The organism is Oscillospiraceae bacterium (assembly GCA_022483045.1).
Classification (GTDB): Bacteria; Bacillota; Clostridia; order Oscillospirales; family Acutalibacteraceae; genus Caproicibacterium.
Genome location: JAKVOA010000001.1, coordinates 690,091 through 704,291, shown reverse-complemented (window position 1 = coordinate 704,291; position 14,201 = coordinate 690,091). Strand labels below are relative to the sequence as shown.

Annotated in this window: 12 protein-coding genes; 8 read left to right on the top strand and 4 right to left on the bottom strand. The window is 51.6% G+C overall.

The features are described 5' to 3' along the window. Window positions 1-295 precede the first annotated feature (295 nt). The 6 genes from LKE53_03380 (at window position 296) to LKE53_03355 (ending at window position 6,760) form a co-directional block, all read left to right on the top strand. The gene (locus LKE53_03380; GenBank protein MCH3971803.1) at window positions 296-2,233 is read left to right on the top strand and encodes an aconitate hydratase; all 1,938 of its coding nucleotides are present in this window, start codon (window positions 296-298) and stop codon (window positions 2,231-2,233) included. 5 nt (window positions 2,234-2,238) lie between these two features. Then, complete coding sequence (locus LKE53_03375; protein ID MCH3971802.1) at window positions 2,239-2,994, top strand: conjugal transfer protein TraX; 756 nt, start codon at window positions 2,239-2,241, stop codon at window positions 2,992-2,994. 38 nt (window positions 2,995-3,032) lie between these two features. Further along, complete coding sequence (locus LKE53_03370; GenBank protein MCH3971801.1) at window positions 3,033-4,241, top strand: NADP-dependent isocitrate dehydrogenase; 1,209 nt, start codon at window positions 3,033-3,035, stop codon at window positions 4,239-4,241. Between the two features lie 93 nt (window positions 4,242-4,334). Further along, on the top strand, window positions 4,335-4,994 hold the full coding sequence (locus LKE53_03365; protein MCH3971800.1) for a redox-sensing transcriptional repressor Rex: 660 nt from the start codon (window positions 4,335-4,337) through the stop codon (window positions 4,992-4,994). A gap of 162 nt (window positions 4,995-5,156) precedes the next feature. Beyond that, window positions 5,157-5,600 carry a ribonuclease HI gene (gene rnhA / locus LKE53_03360; GenBank protein ID MCH3971799.1) on the top strand — a complete coding sequence of 148 codons (444 nt, stop codon included), beginning with the start codon at window positions 5,157-5,159 and terminating at the stop codon, window positions 5,598-5,600. An 8-nt stretch (window positions 5,601-5,608) separates the two neighbouring features. After that, window positions 5,609-6,760 carry a cysteine desulfurase gene (locus LKE53_03355; GenBank protein ID MCH3971798.1) on the top strand — a complete coding sequence of 384 codons (1,152 nt, stop codon included), beginning with the start codon at window positions 5,609-5,611 and terminating at the stop codon, window positions 6,758-6,760. Between the two features lie 152 nt (window positions 6,761-6,912). Here the strand turns inward: LKE53_03355 and LKE53_03350 are convergent, their stop codons facing one another. Further along, the gene (locus tag LKE53_03350) at window positions 6,913-9,912 is read right to left on the bottom strand and encodes a L,D-transpeptidase (GenBank protein ID MCH3971797.1); all 3,000 of its coding nucleotides are present in this window, start codon (window positions 9,910-9,912) and stop codon (window positions 6,913-6,915) included. 21 nt (window positions 9,913-9,933) lie between these two features. Then, window positions 9,934-10,152 (bottom strand): hypothetical protein, encoded by a 219-nt coding sequence (locus LKE53_03345; protein ID MCH3971796.1) that lies wholly within the window; start codon window positions 10,150-10,152, stop codon window positions 9,934-9,936. 183 nt (window positions 10,153-10,335) lie between these two features. On the opposite strand from LKE53_03345, the gene LKE53_03340 reads away from it, so the two are divergent. Continuing rightward, the gene (locus LKE53_03340; GenBank protein ID MCH3971795.1) at window positions 10,336-10,605 is read left to right on the top strand and encodes an acylphosphatase; all 270 of its coding nucleotides are present in this window, start codon (window positions 10,336-10,338) and stop codon (window positions 10,603-10,605) included. On the opposite strand, the gene LKE53_03335 is transcribed toward LKE53_03340, so the two are convergent. Beyond that, entirely contained in the window at window positions 10,595-10,852 is a 258-nt protein-coding gene (locus LKE53_03335) for a DUF4315 family protein (GenBank protein MCH3971794.1), read from the bottom strand. The two genes, LKE53_03340 and LKE53_03335, sit on opposite strands and share 11 nt — an antisense overlap. Window positions 10,853-11,058: 206 nt before the next feature. On the opposite strand from LKE53_03335, the gene LKE53_03330 reads away from it, so the two are divergent. Next, window positions 11,059-11,490 carry a DMT family transporter gene (locus LKE53_03330; protein ID MCH3971793.1) on the top strand — a complete coding sequence of 144 codons (432 nt, stop codon included), beginning with the start codon at window positions 11,059-11,061 and terminating at the stop codon, window positions 11,488-11,490. A 376-nt stretch (window positions 11,491-11,866) separates the two neighbouring features. Here the strand turns inward: LKE53_03330 and LKE53_03325 are convergent, their stop codons facing one another. Continuing rightward, a complete protein-coding gene (locus LKE53_03325; protein ID MCH3971792.1) occupies window positions 11,867-14,194 on the bottom strand; it encodes a glycogen/starch/alpha-glucan phosphorylase in 2,328 nt (775 codons plus the stop codon). Window positions 14,195-14,201: the final 7 nt, after the last annotated feature.

The following is a 14,201-nucleotide window of genomic DNA, read 5'->3' as shown; positions in this document are numbered from 1 at the left end:
ACTAAGTTATTATAACACAGCTGTAGAAGATGTCAAGTACAAAAGAAGCTGCTTTGCCGCTTTTTCGGTTTTTCTCTTTTTTAGCGGCGGGCTGCGGGGAAATTTTTGCTTTGGGGGCGTTTCCGCTTTGTGAATGGATTGACAAAGCGGCCTTTTTTGTGGATAATAAGAGGTGATTTTATACTTAATAATTGTATAGAAATACACATTCCGTAAAAATGCTTTGGCCGCGTCAGCGGCTCCCGGGCGCTTTTGACACCGGGGCTGTGCGTGAAACACAAAGGGGGATCTTTCTATGGGCCTGACGATTGCGCAGAAAATTATCAAAGAACATCTCGTTTCCGGCAGTATGACTGTCGGCAGTGATATCGGCCTGAAAATTGACCAGACACTCACCCAGGATGCCACCGGTACCATGGCTTATCTGGAGTTTGAAGCAATGGGAATTGACCGCGTAAAAACAGAAAAAAGTGTGGCCTACATTGACCACAACACCCTGCAGACCGGCTTTGAAAATGCCGATGACCACCGCTTTATTCAGAGTATCGCCAAAAAGCACGGCATCTGGTTTTCACGCCCGGGCAACGGTATCTGCCACCAGGTGCACCTGGAGCGTTTTGGTATTCCCGGCAAAACGCTTATTGGCTCTGACAGCCACACCCCAACCGGCGGCGGCATTGGCATGCTGGCTATCGGTGCCGGCGGACTGGATGTGGCCGTGGCAATGGGCGGCGGCGCCTATCATATCAATATGCCGAAAATGCTGCGCGTTAATCTGACCGGAAAGCTGCCCGCCTGGGTCAGCGCGAAAGACGTCATCTTAAAAGTGTTGCAGGTACTCACCGTAAAAGGCGGCGTGGGCAAAATTGTGGAGTACGCCGGCGAAGGCGTCGCTACTCTGACTGTGCCGGAACGCGCAACTATTACCAACATGGGTGCCGAGCTTGGCGCGACAACCAGTATCTTCCCGAGCGACGAGGTTACACGGGAATTTTTGGCTGCACAGGGCCGCGAAGCGGACTGGAAGCCGCTCGCCTCTGACCCGGATGCGGTATACGATGAAGAAATCACCATTGACCTTTCCTCTTTGGAGCCAATGGCCGCCTGCCCGCACAGCCCGGACAAAGTGCGCACTGTACGCGAACTGGCCGGCATGAAGATTGACCAGGTCTGCATCGGCTCCTGCACCAATTCCTCTTACCTGGACATGATGCGTGTTGCCTCTATCTTTAAGGGCAAAACCGTTGCCGACAATGTGAGCCTTGCCGTTGCCCCTGGCAGCAAGCAGGTTTACAATATGCTGGCTAAGAACGGTGCATTGGGCGACATTATCGGCGCAGGCGCGCGCGTACTGGAATGTGCCTGCGGGCCGTGCATCGGCATGGGGCAGTCCCCCAACAGTGCCGGCATCTCTCTGCGCACGTTTAACCGCAACTTTGAGGGACGCTCCGGTACAAAGGACGGGCAGATCTACCTTGTCAGCCCGGAAACCGCCGCGGCAAGCGCACTAGCCGGCGTACTGACCGACCCGCGCACCATGGGCGAAGAAAACGCGATTGCTATGCCAAAGACTTTCTTAATCAACGATAACATGGTCATTGCGCCTGCCTCCCCGGAAGACGCAAAGAATGTAAAAATTCTGCGCGGACCAAACATCAAGCCTTTCCCGTCAACTGTCCCACTGGAAGCTTCTGTAGACGCCAAAGCGCTGTTAAAAGTCGGTGACAATATTACAACCGACCATATTATGCCGGCCGGCGCAAAGATTCTGCCTTACCGCAGCAACATCCCCTACCTTTCCAATTTCTGTTTTACGGTCTGTGACCCGGAGTTCCCGGAACGGGCACGCAAATACAAAAAAGGCATCATTGTAGGCGGGCAGAACTACGGACAGGGTTCTTCCCGTGAGCACGCGGCATTGGTGCCGCTGTATCTAGGCATTAAGGCGGTACTAGTAAAAAGCTTTGCCCGCATTCACTGTGCAAATCTGGTCAACGCTGGCATCGTTCCGCTGGTGTTCCGCGACGAAAAGGACTATGACCGCATCGACCAGATGGACGAGCTCTCTCTGCCGGATATTCGTACGGAACTGGAAAACGGCCTGATCGTAACTGTTTCGGATAAAACCAAAGGCTTTACATTTAAAGCGGAAGCTCCGCTGACCGCACGTCAGCAGAAGATGATTTTAGCTGGCGGCCTGCTGAACTACACCAAAGCAAAGCATCAGAAATAAGATTTATGGATAACAGTCGTACTGCCCCGCCCCGCCGCGGCTCTGTGGGCGGTATCTCTGCCTGTGCAGTCAAATATTTTGCCATTGTGTGTATGCTGGCCGACCACATTGCGTGGGCGTTTGTCCCCACCTTTTCCCCGCTTGGCTTTGTCATGCATGCCTTGGGTCGCATCACCGCGCCGTGTATGTGCTTCTTTTTGGCCGAGGGTTATCTGCATACGCACGACATCCGCCGCTACCTGCTGCGGCTGGGCGTATTTGCTCTGCTTTCATGGCCCTGTTTTACCTACTTTGAGATGGGTCCGGGTACTGTTGCGCTGAAGCCCGGTATGATTTGGTCGCTGTTCTTTTCACTGCTGGCGGTGCTTGCCTGCGACAGGCTGCCAAACCTGCCGCTCAAGGTGCTGGCTGCTGCCGGCTGCATGCTGGCAACCACAGTGGGCGACTGGCCGGTTTACAGTGTTCTATTTACCCTGATTTTCTGGAAATGGCACGGTAACTTTCGCAGGCAGGCACTCTATTTTTCGGCGGCTGCCCTGTTTACAGCCGTTTCCCTTGCAGCACGCAGCTCCGCCGGCGTACACATGCTTCTGTATTTTGTAATGCAGCTGAGCGTCTTACTGGCACTGCTGCCGCTTTCCCGCTACAGCGGCAAACGCGGCGGCGAAAAACACCCAGCTTTTCACAAATGGTTTTTCTATGTTTTTTATCCGGCGCATCTGCTCGTGCTAGGATTTCTGCGCTATTCGGTTTTTACTTGAAACTGCGACAAAACGAATTGTATATTTAGGAGGTACTCATGGAAAAGATTCAAATGAAGACGCCGCTCGTTGAAATGGACGGCGACGAAATGACCCGCATCATTTGGAAAATGATTAAAGATATCCTGCTGACCCCTTACATCGACTTAAAGACCGAATACTACGACTTGGGCCTTAAGCATCGCGATGAAACGCAGGACCACGTAACGATAGAGGCCGCCGAGGCCACTAAGAAGTACGGTGTTGGTGTAAAATGCGCCACTATCACACCAAATGCAGCCCGCGTAGAGGAATATGGCCTGCACCAGATGTGGAAAAGCCCCAACGGCACCATCCGCGCAATTTTGGATGGAACGGTTTTCCGTGCACCGATTCTGGTAAAGGGCGTGACGCCTTTTCTGCCAAACTGGAAAAAGCCGATCACCATTGCCCGCCATGCGTACGGGGATTTGTACCGGAATGTAGAGCTGACTGTACCGGCCGGCGCAAAAGCAGAGCTGGTAGTCACCGACAAAGACGGCAAAGAGACCCGCAAGACCATTCACGACTTTGACGGTGCCGGCGTAGTGCAGGGTATGCACAACTTGGATGCTTCCATTGCCTCTTTCGCGCACGCCTGCTTTAACTACGCCCTGGCAACCAAGCAGGACCTTTGGTTTGCCTCGAAAGACACTATTTCTAAAATTTATGACCACCGCTTCAAAGATATTTTCCAGGAAATCTTTGATAAAGAATACAAGGAAAAGTTTGACGCACTTGGCATTACCTATTTCTACACCCTGATTGATGACGCGGTCGCGCGCGTAATCCGCAGCAACGGCGGCTTTATCTGGGCCTGCAAAAACTACGATGGCGACGTGATGAGCGACATGGTTGCCACAGCTTTCGGCAGCCTTGCCATGATGACCAGTGTGCTGGTTTCCCCCACTGGTGTGTATGAGTACGAGGCCGCACACGGCACTGTGCAGCGGCATTACTACAAATACCTGAAGGGCGAGCCGACCAGTACCAACAGCATTGCCACTCTGTTTGCTTGGACCGGCGCGCTGAAAAAGCGCGGCGAAATAGATTGCCTGCCCGACCTTATCTCTTTTGCAGAAAAGCTGGAAAAGGCCTCTATCCAGACCATTGAAGACGGCGTGATGACCGGCGACATGTACCTGCTGTCTACCCTGCGTCACAAAGAAAAAGTGGGTACAGAAGAGTTTTTACAGGCAGTCAACACCCGCCTGCAGCCAATGCTGTAAAGCACCTGCAAAATTCTTTTTATGCATTCTGTTTTATGCAATAAATCATTTGGGGCAACAGGCCGCTGCCTGCAGAAAGAAGGTGAATGCAACATGCCAAAACGCTCTAAAATTTCCATGTCCGTCATTCGGCGGCTGCCACGCTACTACCGCTTTTTAAATCAGCTGGACCGCGACGGCGTAACCCGTATTTCCTCAACAGAACTTTCAGCTCGGCTGGGACTGACCGCCTCCCAAATTCGGCAGGACCTAAACTGCTTCGGCGGTTTTGGGCAGCAGGGCTACGGCTATATGGTACATCAGCTGGCGCAGGAAATTGGAATCATTCTGGGAATTGAGCACCGCTACCGCACCGTTATTTTCGGTGCCGGAAACATCGGCCACGCCATTGCAGCACACATGGATTTTGAAGAACTCGGGTTTCATTTGACCGGAATTTTTGACAACGACCCCGCAAAAATTGGCAGCGTAATCAATGGTATTGAAGTACTGGATACGCAGCTTTTTGATGAGTTTTATCAGAAACATCTGCCGGAAATGGCTATTCTGTGCATTCCGCGCTCGGCCATGAAGGAAACCGTTGAACGCCTATACGCGCTTGGCATTCGCAATTACTGGAATTTCAGCCACTATGACATTTCCATGAAGTATCCGGATGCTGTAGTTGAAAACGTGCACCTAAATGACAGTCTGTTGACCCTGTGCTACCAAATCAGCAACCAGAAAAAGCCCGTAAAAAAGCCTGTAAAATAATGCTGATACATCAAAGCGGTTCGCCCGAAACACACTTTCGGCTGCGAGCCGTTTTTTATGCACGTTTTGTGGCGGTGCCTGGCTCCCTTTTTCGCTGGAAACGGACTTGCTGCTGTGTTATACTAAAAGAATCATACAAAAAAGGAAAGGCAGTTTGCAGCTATGAAGCATTTGGATATTTTTACTGACGGCGCCTGTTCCGGAAACCCGGGCCCGGGTGGCTGGGGCGCTGTGCTGCGCTATAAAATGGCAGAAAAAGAGATAAGCGGCGGCGAAGCTGAGACAACCAACAACCGCATGGAGTTGACCGCAGTCATACAGGCGCTGACCTGCCTGAAAGAACCCTGTGAGGTCACACTGACTACTGACAGCCGCTATGTGTGCGATGCTGTCGCCAAAGGCTGGCTCGCCGCCTGGCAGCGGCGCGGCTGGAAAAAAGCCGATGGCAAACCCGCTCTGAACCGCGACCTATGGCAGCAGCTGCTGCCTCTTCTGCAGCGGCATAAAGTCAAGTTTGTGTGGGTAAAGGGCCACGCCGGCCACCCGGAAAACGAGCGCTGCGACAAACTGGCCGTTTCGCAGTGGATGCGCATAAAAAAGGAATGAAACAGCATTTGAAAAACGAAATACGGAATGTGATTTACGCCGATAACGCCGCAACAACGCCGCTCTCTAAAGCAGCACTATCGGCCATGCTTCCATACTTAACTGAGGACTATGGAAACGCCTCTGCCCTGTATAGCTTAGGCCGCCGCACGCGCAAAGCTGTTGAGCAGGCACGTGACTGCATTGCCGCCTGCCTGGGCGCTGACCCGGAAGAAATTTATTTTACCTCCTGCGGTACAGAAAGCGACAACTGGGCCATAAATGGCATGGCACAGCAGCGGGCAAAGAGCGGCTGTCACCGCATTGTCACCTCTGCCTTTGAACACCACGCGGTTTTGCACACTTGTGCAGCTCTGCCGGGCTTTTCTGTAACATACCTGCCTGTGCATAAAGACGGCTATGTGTGTCCTGAGGAGCTGCGCGCGGCTCTTACGCCTGACACGGCGCTGGTCAGCATTATGTATGCCAACAATGAACTTGGAACGATTCAGCCGATCGATGAGGTGGCTGCTGTATGCCGCGCGGCACAGGTGCCGTTTCACACGGATGCGGTGCAGGCAGCGGGACATCTACCGATTCACGTACATCAAGAGAGAATTGACCTGCTCTCGCTTTCGGCACACAAATTTGGCGGCCCAAAGGGCACTGGTGTCTTGTATATCCGCCGTGGTCTCCACCCTGCCCCGCTGCTGCACGGCGGTGCGCAAGAGCAGGGAAAACGCGGCGGCACCGAAAACGTCGCAGGAATTGTGGGCATGGCTGCAGCGCTCAAAGAACGAACGGACTCTTTACCGGCGGATGCCGTACGCATTTCTTCCCTGCGCAACCAGTTGGAAAATGGCCTGCTGGCCGCCATTCCCGGCAGCTTTCGAAACGGCGGTACCCGCCGTCTGCCGGGCCACCTAAACCTGTGCCTGCCGGGCATTGATGGCGAAGCTCTGCTTCTAATGCTTGACCAGGTGGGCATCTGTGCTTCTTCCGGCTCTGCCTGCACTGCCGGCAGCATCGACCCCAGCCATGTGCTGCGGGCCATTGGCCTGAGCGACAAATTGGCACGCAGTTCTCTGCGCTTTTCGCTTGGGGTACAAAATACCCCTGCAGAAATTGAACGCATGCTTTCCTGCATTCCTGCCGCGGTCAAACGTCTGCAGGCGCTTTAAAGTTTCACCGTGTCATGCTGCGGGCCATTGGTCTGAGCAGCGTGATGCGCAAAACACAATGCCAAAAGTTGACTGCTTTATGAAAATTCACATAAAAAACGGCACTGCAAATTCTGCAGTGCCATTTTTCTTATTCCATTTTTATGTATTTCTTAGTAAATCACTACAGTAGTGCCCAAAGGAATACTTTTGTTAATCCACTTTGCGTTATCCAGTGCTAAGCGGACGCATCCATGAGACAGTGCCTGCCCTAAGCGGCCATCAATGATTGTGGTCGGTGTAGGCGTTTGGCTGTACAGTACAGAGTGGAACATATAGCCACCGTAAATCTGGGTGTAGTAGAAGCAGCGCGCCACACCGGAATCAAAATAATACCCGCGGGACTGCGTGTGGAACGTACCTTTAATGGTCGGTGTCGCAGGCGCTCCATTGGTGCAGGCAAAGCTGCGAATCAGTTTCCAATTATAGCGGCTGCCAGAATAGGCACAGACGTGATGATTAGAGGTGTCTACTAAAAACAGGTAACTGGTAGGGCTGGTGTACTGTTGTGCCCGCTGCAGCATGGAATTGTCAAGGGAGGAAATCGGCGTGCTCACTTTGACGCTGACAGACCGCTGTGCAGCACTTCCTATGTATGCGGTTATCGTAGCAGAGCCGGAACTAATCGAAGTGACTTTGCAGCGATAGCCTTTCTGCGAAGCACTCCATCCCAAATTCTGTACAGAAGCAACGCGGCTGTTTGAGGTCTTGAACTGCGGTGCGAAATTGTGCGAAGTGTAAAAAACGAATTCGTAACTCTGCTGTACATTTGTAAAAGAATGGCTTGAAGCATTTGCGGTAATGCTGATATTCTCAAGAGAAACTTTAATGACAGCAGTTTTTTCACTACTGCCTGCACGCACACGCAGTGTGGTTGTGCCGTTTTGCTGCGCAGTCAGTTTCATAAAGTAGCGGTTGCCGTTCTGTTTGCTGATCTGTACAGAAGAAGCGCTGCCGTCAGCGGAAATAACTGCCGGTGTAGAGTTGGCAATCACTGCAAGTGCTGTGTACTGCTGGCCTTTGTAGTAGAAAGTATACGAAGAAGTATCCAGGGAAATAGCAACCGGCTTTAGGGCTACCGTAATCGGAACGGATACTTTTCCTTTGCCGGAAGTAATACTGACAGACGCTTTGCCAGATGTGTCACCTGCACGCAGCTTGCAAAGATAGCCGCTGCCGTCTTTTGTAAGCGAAACGACCTGCACAACTGATGTATTGCCAGAGGTAACTGAAGGCTTTGCACCAGTGGAGGCGTCCACTTTCATGGTGTACTCCTGCCCACGGGTTAAAAATGTGTATGAACCCGTATCACAGGAAATGGTGGTAATAAACTGTACCCGAATGGTCTGTACAGCATTGCCTGCTTGTAGAGTAATCGTGGCATCGCCGTCGCCTTTGCCGGTCAGTTTGCAGAGATAGCCATTGCTCTTTGCACTCCAAACCGGTGTGTCAGCGGTCGCAACAGCGGTATTGCTACTGGTGGCGACTGGCCGAACATTGGGAGTCGTGCGAATCAATGCGGTATACTGCTGGCCGTTTTGACGGAACGTATACGTAGAAGTATCGGCCCACATAACGACTTTTGCCGGATCTAATGTGACTGATACTATTTTTTGCGCTGTACCAGAGGAAATGACAACTTGTGTACTGCCAGCTGTGTTTCCTGCCTGCAATTTAATCAGATAGCGGCCGGTGCCGTCAAGTGTTTCTGAAGAAACTGTTACAATATTGGGATCTTTAAGTGTTATATTCGGGCTTGTATTTGCTGTGGTAGTCACCAGCATTGTGTATTCCTGGCCAAACGTATAAAACGTATAAGAAGATGTGTCGCAGGTGAGTTTTGGCTCAAACTTCACAGCGACTCGCCTTTCCTGGCTGCCGGCCCGCACAATGAGGTCTGCACTGCCGCTGCCGACAGCTGTCATTTTACAGAGGTAACCGCCGCTTTTTGCGTTCCACACAGGCGTGTCTGCGGTCACCACAGAAGGATTGGTGCTGGTAACAATCGGCTGAATCTTAGGATTGGTGCGAATCAATGCCGTGTACTGCTGGCCCACTTTATAGAAAGAATACGAAGCGGTATCTACCCACAGGTTGGTCTGGGACAGAGTTAAAGAAACCGGTACATGGACAGTCGTGCCGCCTGCCCAAATGGAAATATCTGCCGTACCGGCTCTTTGTCCGGCGCGCAGCACGCACAGATAGCCATTGCTGCCGTTTTTGCGAACAGCGCCTATCGAAGCAATCTCTGCATTCGAGGTTGAAAGCTGTGGCTTTTCGCCGGTAGAAGTTTTCACCAGCATGGTGTACTCCTGCCCGGACGTTTGAAATGTGTAGGAACCTGTGTCACAGGAAACTGTTGCAGCAAACTTCACTTTAATAATCTGCACACTTTTTCCGGCAGCAATCGTAACATCTGCTGTGCCGCCGCCTTGGCCGGTCAGGGTGCACAGATATCCTGCCAAGCCGGTCTTCCACTGTACCGGACCCGCTGTGACAACTGAAGAATTGCTGCTGGAAACAGTTGGCACAGCATTCGGTACCGTGCGAATCAGGACCGTATACTGCTGTCCGGTCTTATTGAATGTATAGGAAGATGTATCTGCCCAAATGGTTATCTGCGGCACTGACACCTGCAGATATTTTGTTGTGCTGCCGGCTGTAACTGACAGGGTTGCACTGCCACTGCCCACTGCTTTCATGGTGCAGAGATACCCGCCGGAGGTTTTATCATACTGCGGCGCAGCGGCTGTCATAACCGACGTGTCGCTGCTGGAAACCGCAGGGGCCTGGTCATAGTCTGTGTGAATGAGGACAGTATAGCTTTTCCCCACCTGCTGAAATGTGTAGGGCGATGGAGTATCCAGTGTAATCTGTACTTGTTTTGCCACAGTGACAGGAATTTGTGTTGTCGTAGTGCCGTCTGAAATGCTCAGCATAGTGGTGCCGGCAGAAACGGATTTCACATCGTAAACAAAGGCATTTTTCTGGCTGTTCCAGCTGCTACTGGAAACAGCGGCGACTGTCTGATCCCCACTGTTGACTGTCACTTTTGCTGTTGGATCATCCTTGATGACAAGCGGCAGGATAAGGCCGTTCTTCTGAAAAGTCATTGACCGTGTACTGAGGGACAGCTACTGTGCCGGCGCAGCGGAAACACTGTCCGCTGAAGAACTGCTCTGTACAGCGGAAGATGCCGTGCTCTGCTGTGAAGACGCCGCAGCCTGAGAAGACGCCTTCAAGGCCGTTTCACCGGCCGCATGCACAGGCACCGCAGCTGTAAAAAACACGGTGCACACTGTTACCATTGCGGTCAAAAGCAGCGACGTACAGGCTTTCTTCTTTTGCTTCATAAAATTTCTCTCCTTTCCACCCTGTCGGCTGGCAGGGCAAGCGCACGAAAAGCTGTGTGCGCCATTTGGGCTCTTTCTATTTTTCACCGAATCTGCATCTATAAGAAACAGCACAGCAGCCGCTTGCAAAGGGACACCACCTTCGCGTATAATGAAAACATTAAAAAGGAAGTGCAAAGCAAAATGCGGTATGCTGTGCGGGTAACGGGCATTGTGCAGGGGGTTGGGTTTCGGTACACAGTCTGCCGGACCGCCGAGGAGGAAAAACTGACCGGATGGGTCAAAAATGAGTGGGACGGCAGTGTCTCGATTGAGGCACAGGGGCAGATACAGAATTTAGAGCGTTTTCTGCGGGAAATACAAGAGCGCAGCCGCTGGGCCGATATTGACCATTTGGAACACCGGCGCATTGCAGAGTGCAGCGGCGAAAGCAGCTTTCACGTCAAATACTGAACGGCTCTACACAGGGCGAATGTTTTTCATCCTGCTGCAACTGGCTTAAAAACTGCTCGGGGCTCATGTCAGAGGCACGGATATAATCGTAAATCTGCTGCATGGCTTTTTCATCCTGCTCTTTTTGCAGCTGCCGGCGCTGACTTCTCAGCTGAGAAACAGTTTCTTTACACTGCTCGATTTGAGAATTGATTTGGCTGATACGCTCTTCATAACTCATATTTTCTTCTTTTTTTCTGCGTGGCATTTTTTAGCCGCCTTTCATTGTTTTTTGTACTTTTAAGAATACAAAATTATATGCGGCTTTTCATGCAAAAACTGACGAATCTAAAAAATTGCGGAAAATAAGCCTTTTCAGTGAAAGCATTCTGTATTTTTCTGCTCTCCGTGGGAAAATTGTCTGGTAGGAAAGGCTGCGCCTTTTCTGTCATTTTTACACGGGAGGCGTTCACAATGATTGGGATCATCTGCAGCCTGCTGGCCGGGGCCGCCATGAGTATACAAGGCGTTTTTAACACGCGCCTGGGCGAACGAATCGGCCTGTACGAAGCAAATCTGCTGGTGCAGGGGATTGCTTTCGGGCTGTCTGCGGCGGCAGTACTTCTTTTGGGAAAGGGCAGCTTTGCCGCACTGGCGCACACAAACCGACTGTATCTTTTGGGCGGCGTACTGGGTATGGTCATTACCCTGACGGTAATGCTCGCCATGAAAGGACTGGGACCGACCGTGGCCGTCTGCATCATTTTGATTGCACAGCTGGTGACGGCCGCGCTGATTGACGCTTTCGGCTGGTTTGGTACAGCACAAACGGTGTTTGGCTGGCAGAAATACGCCGGTACCGCGCTGATGATTGGCGGAGTGATGCTATTTAAGTGCCATACGTAAAAGCAGGGCAAAAAAGCTACAAATTTTGGCACTTCTCTTCTAGTTAGATTATAGCAACCTAACCACTGAATTGTCAATATACGAATTTGTAACCCACCTTACAGCTCTTTAACTTTTATATAGGGCCAAAAGTGCGCTTTCCTGACGGATGAAATTGGGAAGCGCCTTTTTCGCATATACAGGCAGAAAAGCACCGCTTCTTCGACAGAAAGCAGTCCGGATTTTCACCTGTACTGTACCATGCCACAAAACGGTTACGATAGTGTTTTCCGCCTCTGGTTATACATTAACGCAAGCCATGGAAAAGCAACGCAAAAAACGTGCCCCGGCCGCAAAAGCGCAGCAGGAACACGTTTCTGTATATTTTTATATGCGCTTATACATGCCAAATTTCATCGGCATACTGGCGGATAGTGCGGTCACTGGTAAAGGGACCGGCCGCCGCGATATTCAGCAGGCACTTCTTTGCAAAAGTGTCTTTATCTGTATAGTCATGGTTTGCCTTAAGGCGGGCGTCACAGTACGGCAGAAAATCAAGCAGCAGATAGTAATTATCCGGCTTATGCCAACTGGCACCTTTCAGCAGGGAATTGTACAGTTCCTGAAACCAGCCGGCGCCGCCATCGGTCAGGGTGCCGTCAATGAGGGTATCCACCACGCGGTGAATACGCGGCTCGCTCTGGTACAGCTTTACCGGGTCGTAGGTATCTTTGATTTTCTCCAAATCTTCCACACGTGCACCGAAGATGTAGTTGTTCTCTTCCCCGGCATTCTGCACGATTTCGATATTCGCGCCATCATAGGTTCCCATGGTCACGGCGCCGTTCATCATAAATTTCATGTTGCTGGTACCAGAAGCCTCCGTGCCGGCGGTGGAAATCTGCTCGCTGATATCCGCGGCGGGAATAAGCTTTTCCGCATAGGAAACATTGTAGTTGCTGACAAAGACAACCTGCATTTTGCGGTTGACAGTATCGTCATAATTGACCAATTTGCCTACTTCGTTAATGAATTTAATAATGCCCTTTGCGCGGTAATAGCCTGGGGCAGCCTTTGCGCCGAAAATATAGGTCGTAGGGGTGAAATCTTTGATACGGCCGTCTTTCAAACCAAAGTACGTATCAAGAATAGAGAATGCGTTGAGCAGCTGGCGCTTGTACTCATGCAGACGCTTGACCTGAATGTCAAAAACATTTTCCGTATTCAGCCCAAAGCCGTCTTTTCGGTACATATAGTCTGCCAATTGATTCTTTTTCTCGCGCTTGATTTTCATAAACTGCTGACGGGAAGCCGGGTCATTCGCGTAGGGCTTGAGCTTTGCAATCTGCGCGAAGTCGGTAATCCAACCGCTGCCGATGCGCTCGGTAATAAAGCGGGCCAGCTCCTGGTTGCACAGGGCAAGCCAGCGGCGCTGAGTGACGCCGTTTGTCTTGTTGTTAAAACGCTCTGGGTACAGCGCGTACCACTCGGGCAGAGCGCTGTGCTTAATGATTTCCGTATGAATCTTTGCAACGCCATTTGTCGAGTGGGTTGCATAAATAGCCATGCGCGCCATGTGCACCATGCCGTCCTGAATGATGTTGTACTTCCAGGTATCATCGATTTTCTTTTCCGCCAACTCATTGGAAAGGCGGTTTTGCAGCAGCACGACATACGGATAAACTTCTGGCAGAACGGACTGGAACAGGCTGAGATTCCACTTTTCCAGCGCCTCTGCCATGATGGTATGGTTGGTATAAGCAAAGGTCTTCTGCACAATCTGGAAAGCCGGCTCAAAGGTCATATGGCCCTGGGTCATCAGCAGACGCAGCAGCTCTGGAATAGAGACCGTCGGGTGGGTATCATTCAGCTGAATGGCATACTGGTCGGCAAATTTGCTATAGTCAGTGCCAAAGCGCTTTGTGTAGTCAGCAAAGATGCTCTGCAGCGAAGCACTGGAGAAGAAATACTGCTGCTTTAAGCGCAGGCGCTTGCCGGCATCTGTCTCATCATTGGGGTAAAGGACTGCGGAAATATCCTCAGCATCGTTTTTCTGCTGCAAAGCTGCATCGTACTTCTGGTCATTAAAAAGGTGAAAATCAAAGGGTTTTAAGGCCTCTGCCTGCCACAGGCGCAGGGTGTTTACCATCTTTCCACCATAGCCGATAATCGGCATATCGTACGGCACTGCCCAGACGCTCTGGCCGCCGAAATCGACGCGCACTTTCCGGTCTTCCCGGCGGACACTCCACGGGTCGCCCCAGGAAAGCCAGTCATCGGCTTCCTCTTCCTGGCAGCCATAGGCAAAGCGCTGCTTAAACAGGCCATAGCGGTACCGAATACCATAGCCCATCAGCGGCACGCCCTGTGTGGCAGCGCTGTCAAGGAAGCATGCCGCAAGACGGCCCAAGCCGCCATTGCCGAGGGCATCGTCTTCGACATCCTCAAACACCTTGGGGTCAATGCCTGCCGACTGCAGCAGTTCCTCTGCCTGCTGCAAAAGGCCTAGGTTGAGCAGGTTGCTGTGAACCACGCGGCCGAGCAGAAACTCTGCCGAAAGGTAACAGGCTGTTTTTCCCTGTACGGGCTTCTGCCAGGTATCCCAGCAGGTATCCATGGCCGCCTGTGAAACAGCGTTGTAAAGCTGCTTGGTCGACGCATTCTTTAGGTCTGTATGATAAGTTTCCTGCAGTTTATGAACGATCGCTTCCTGAAATGGCAGCATTCGCAAA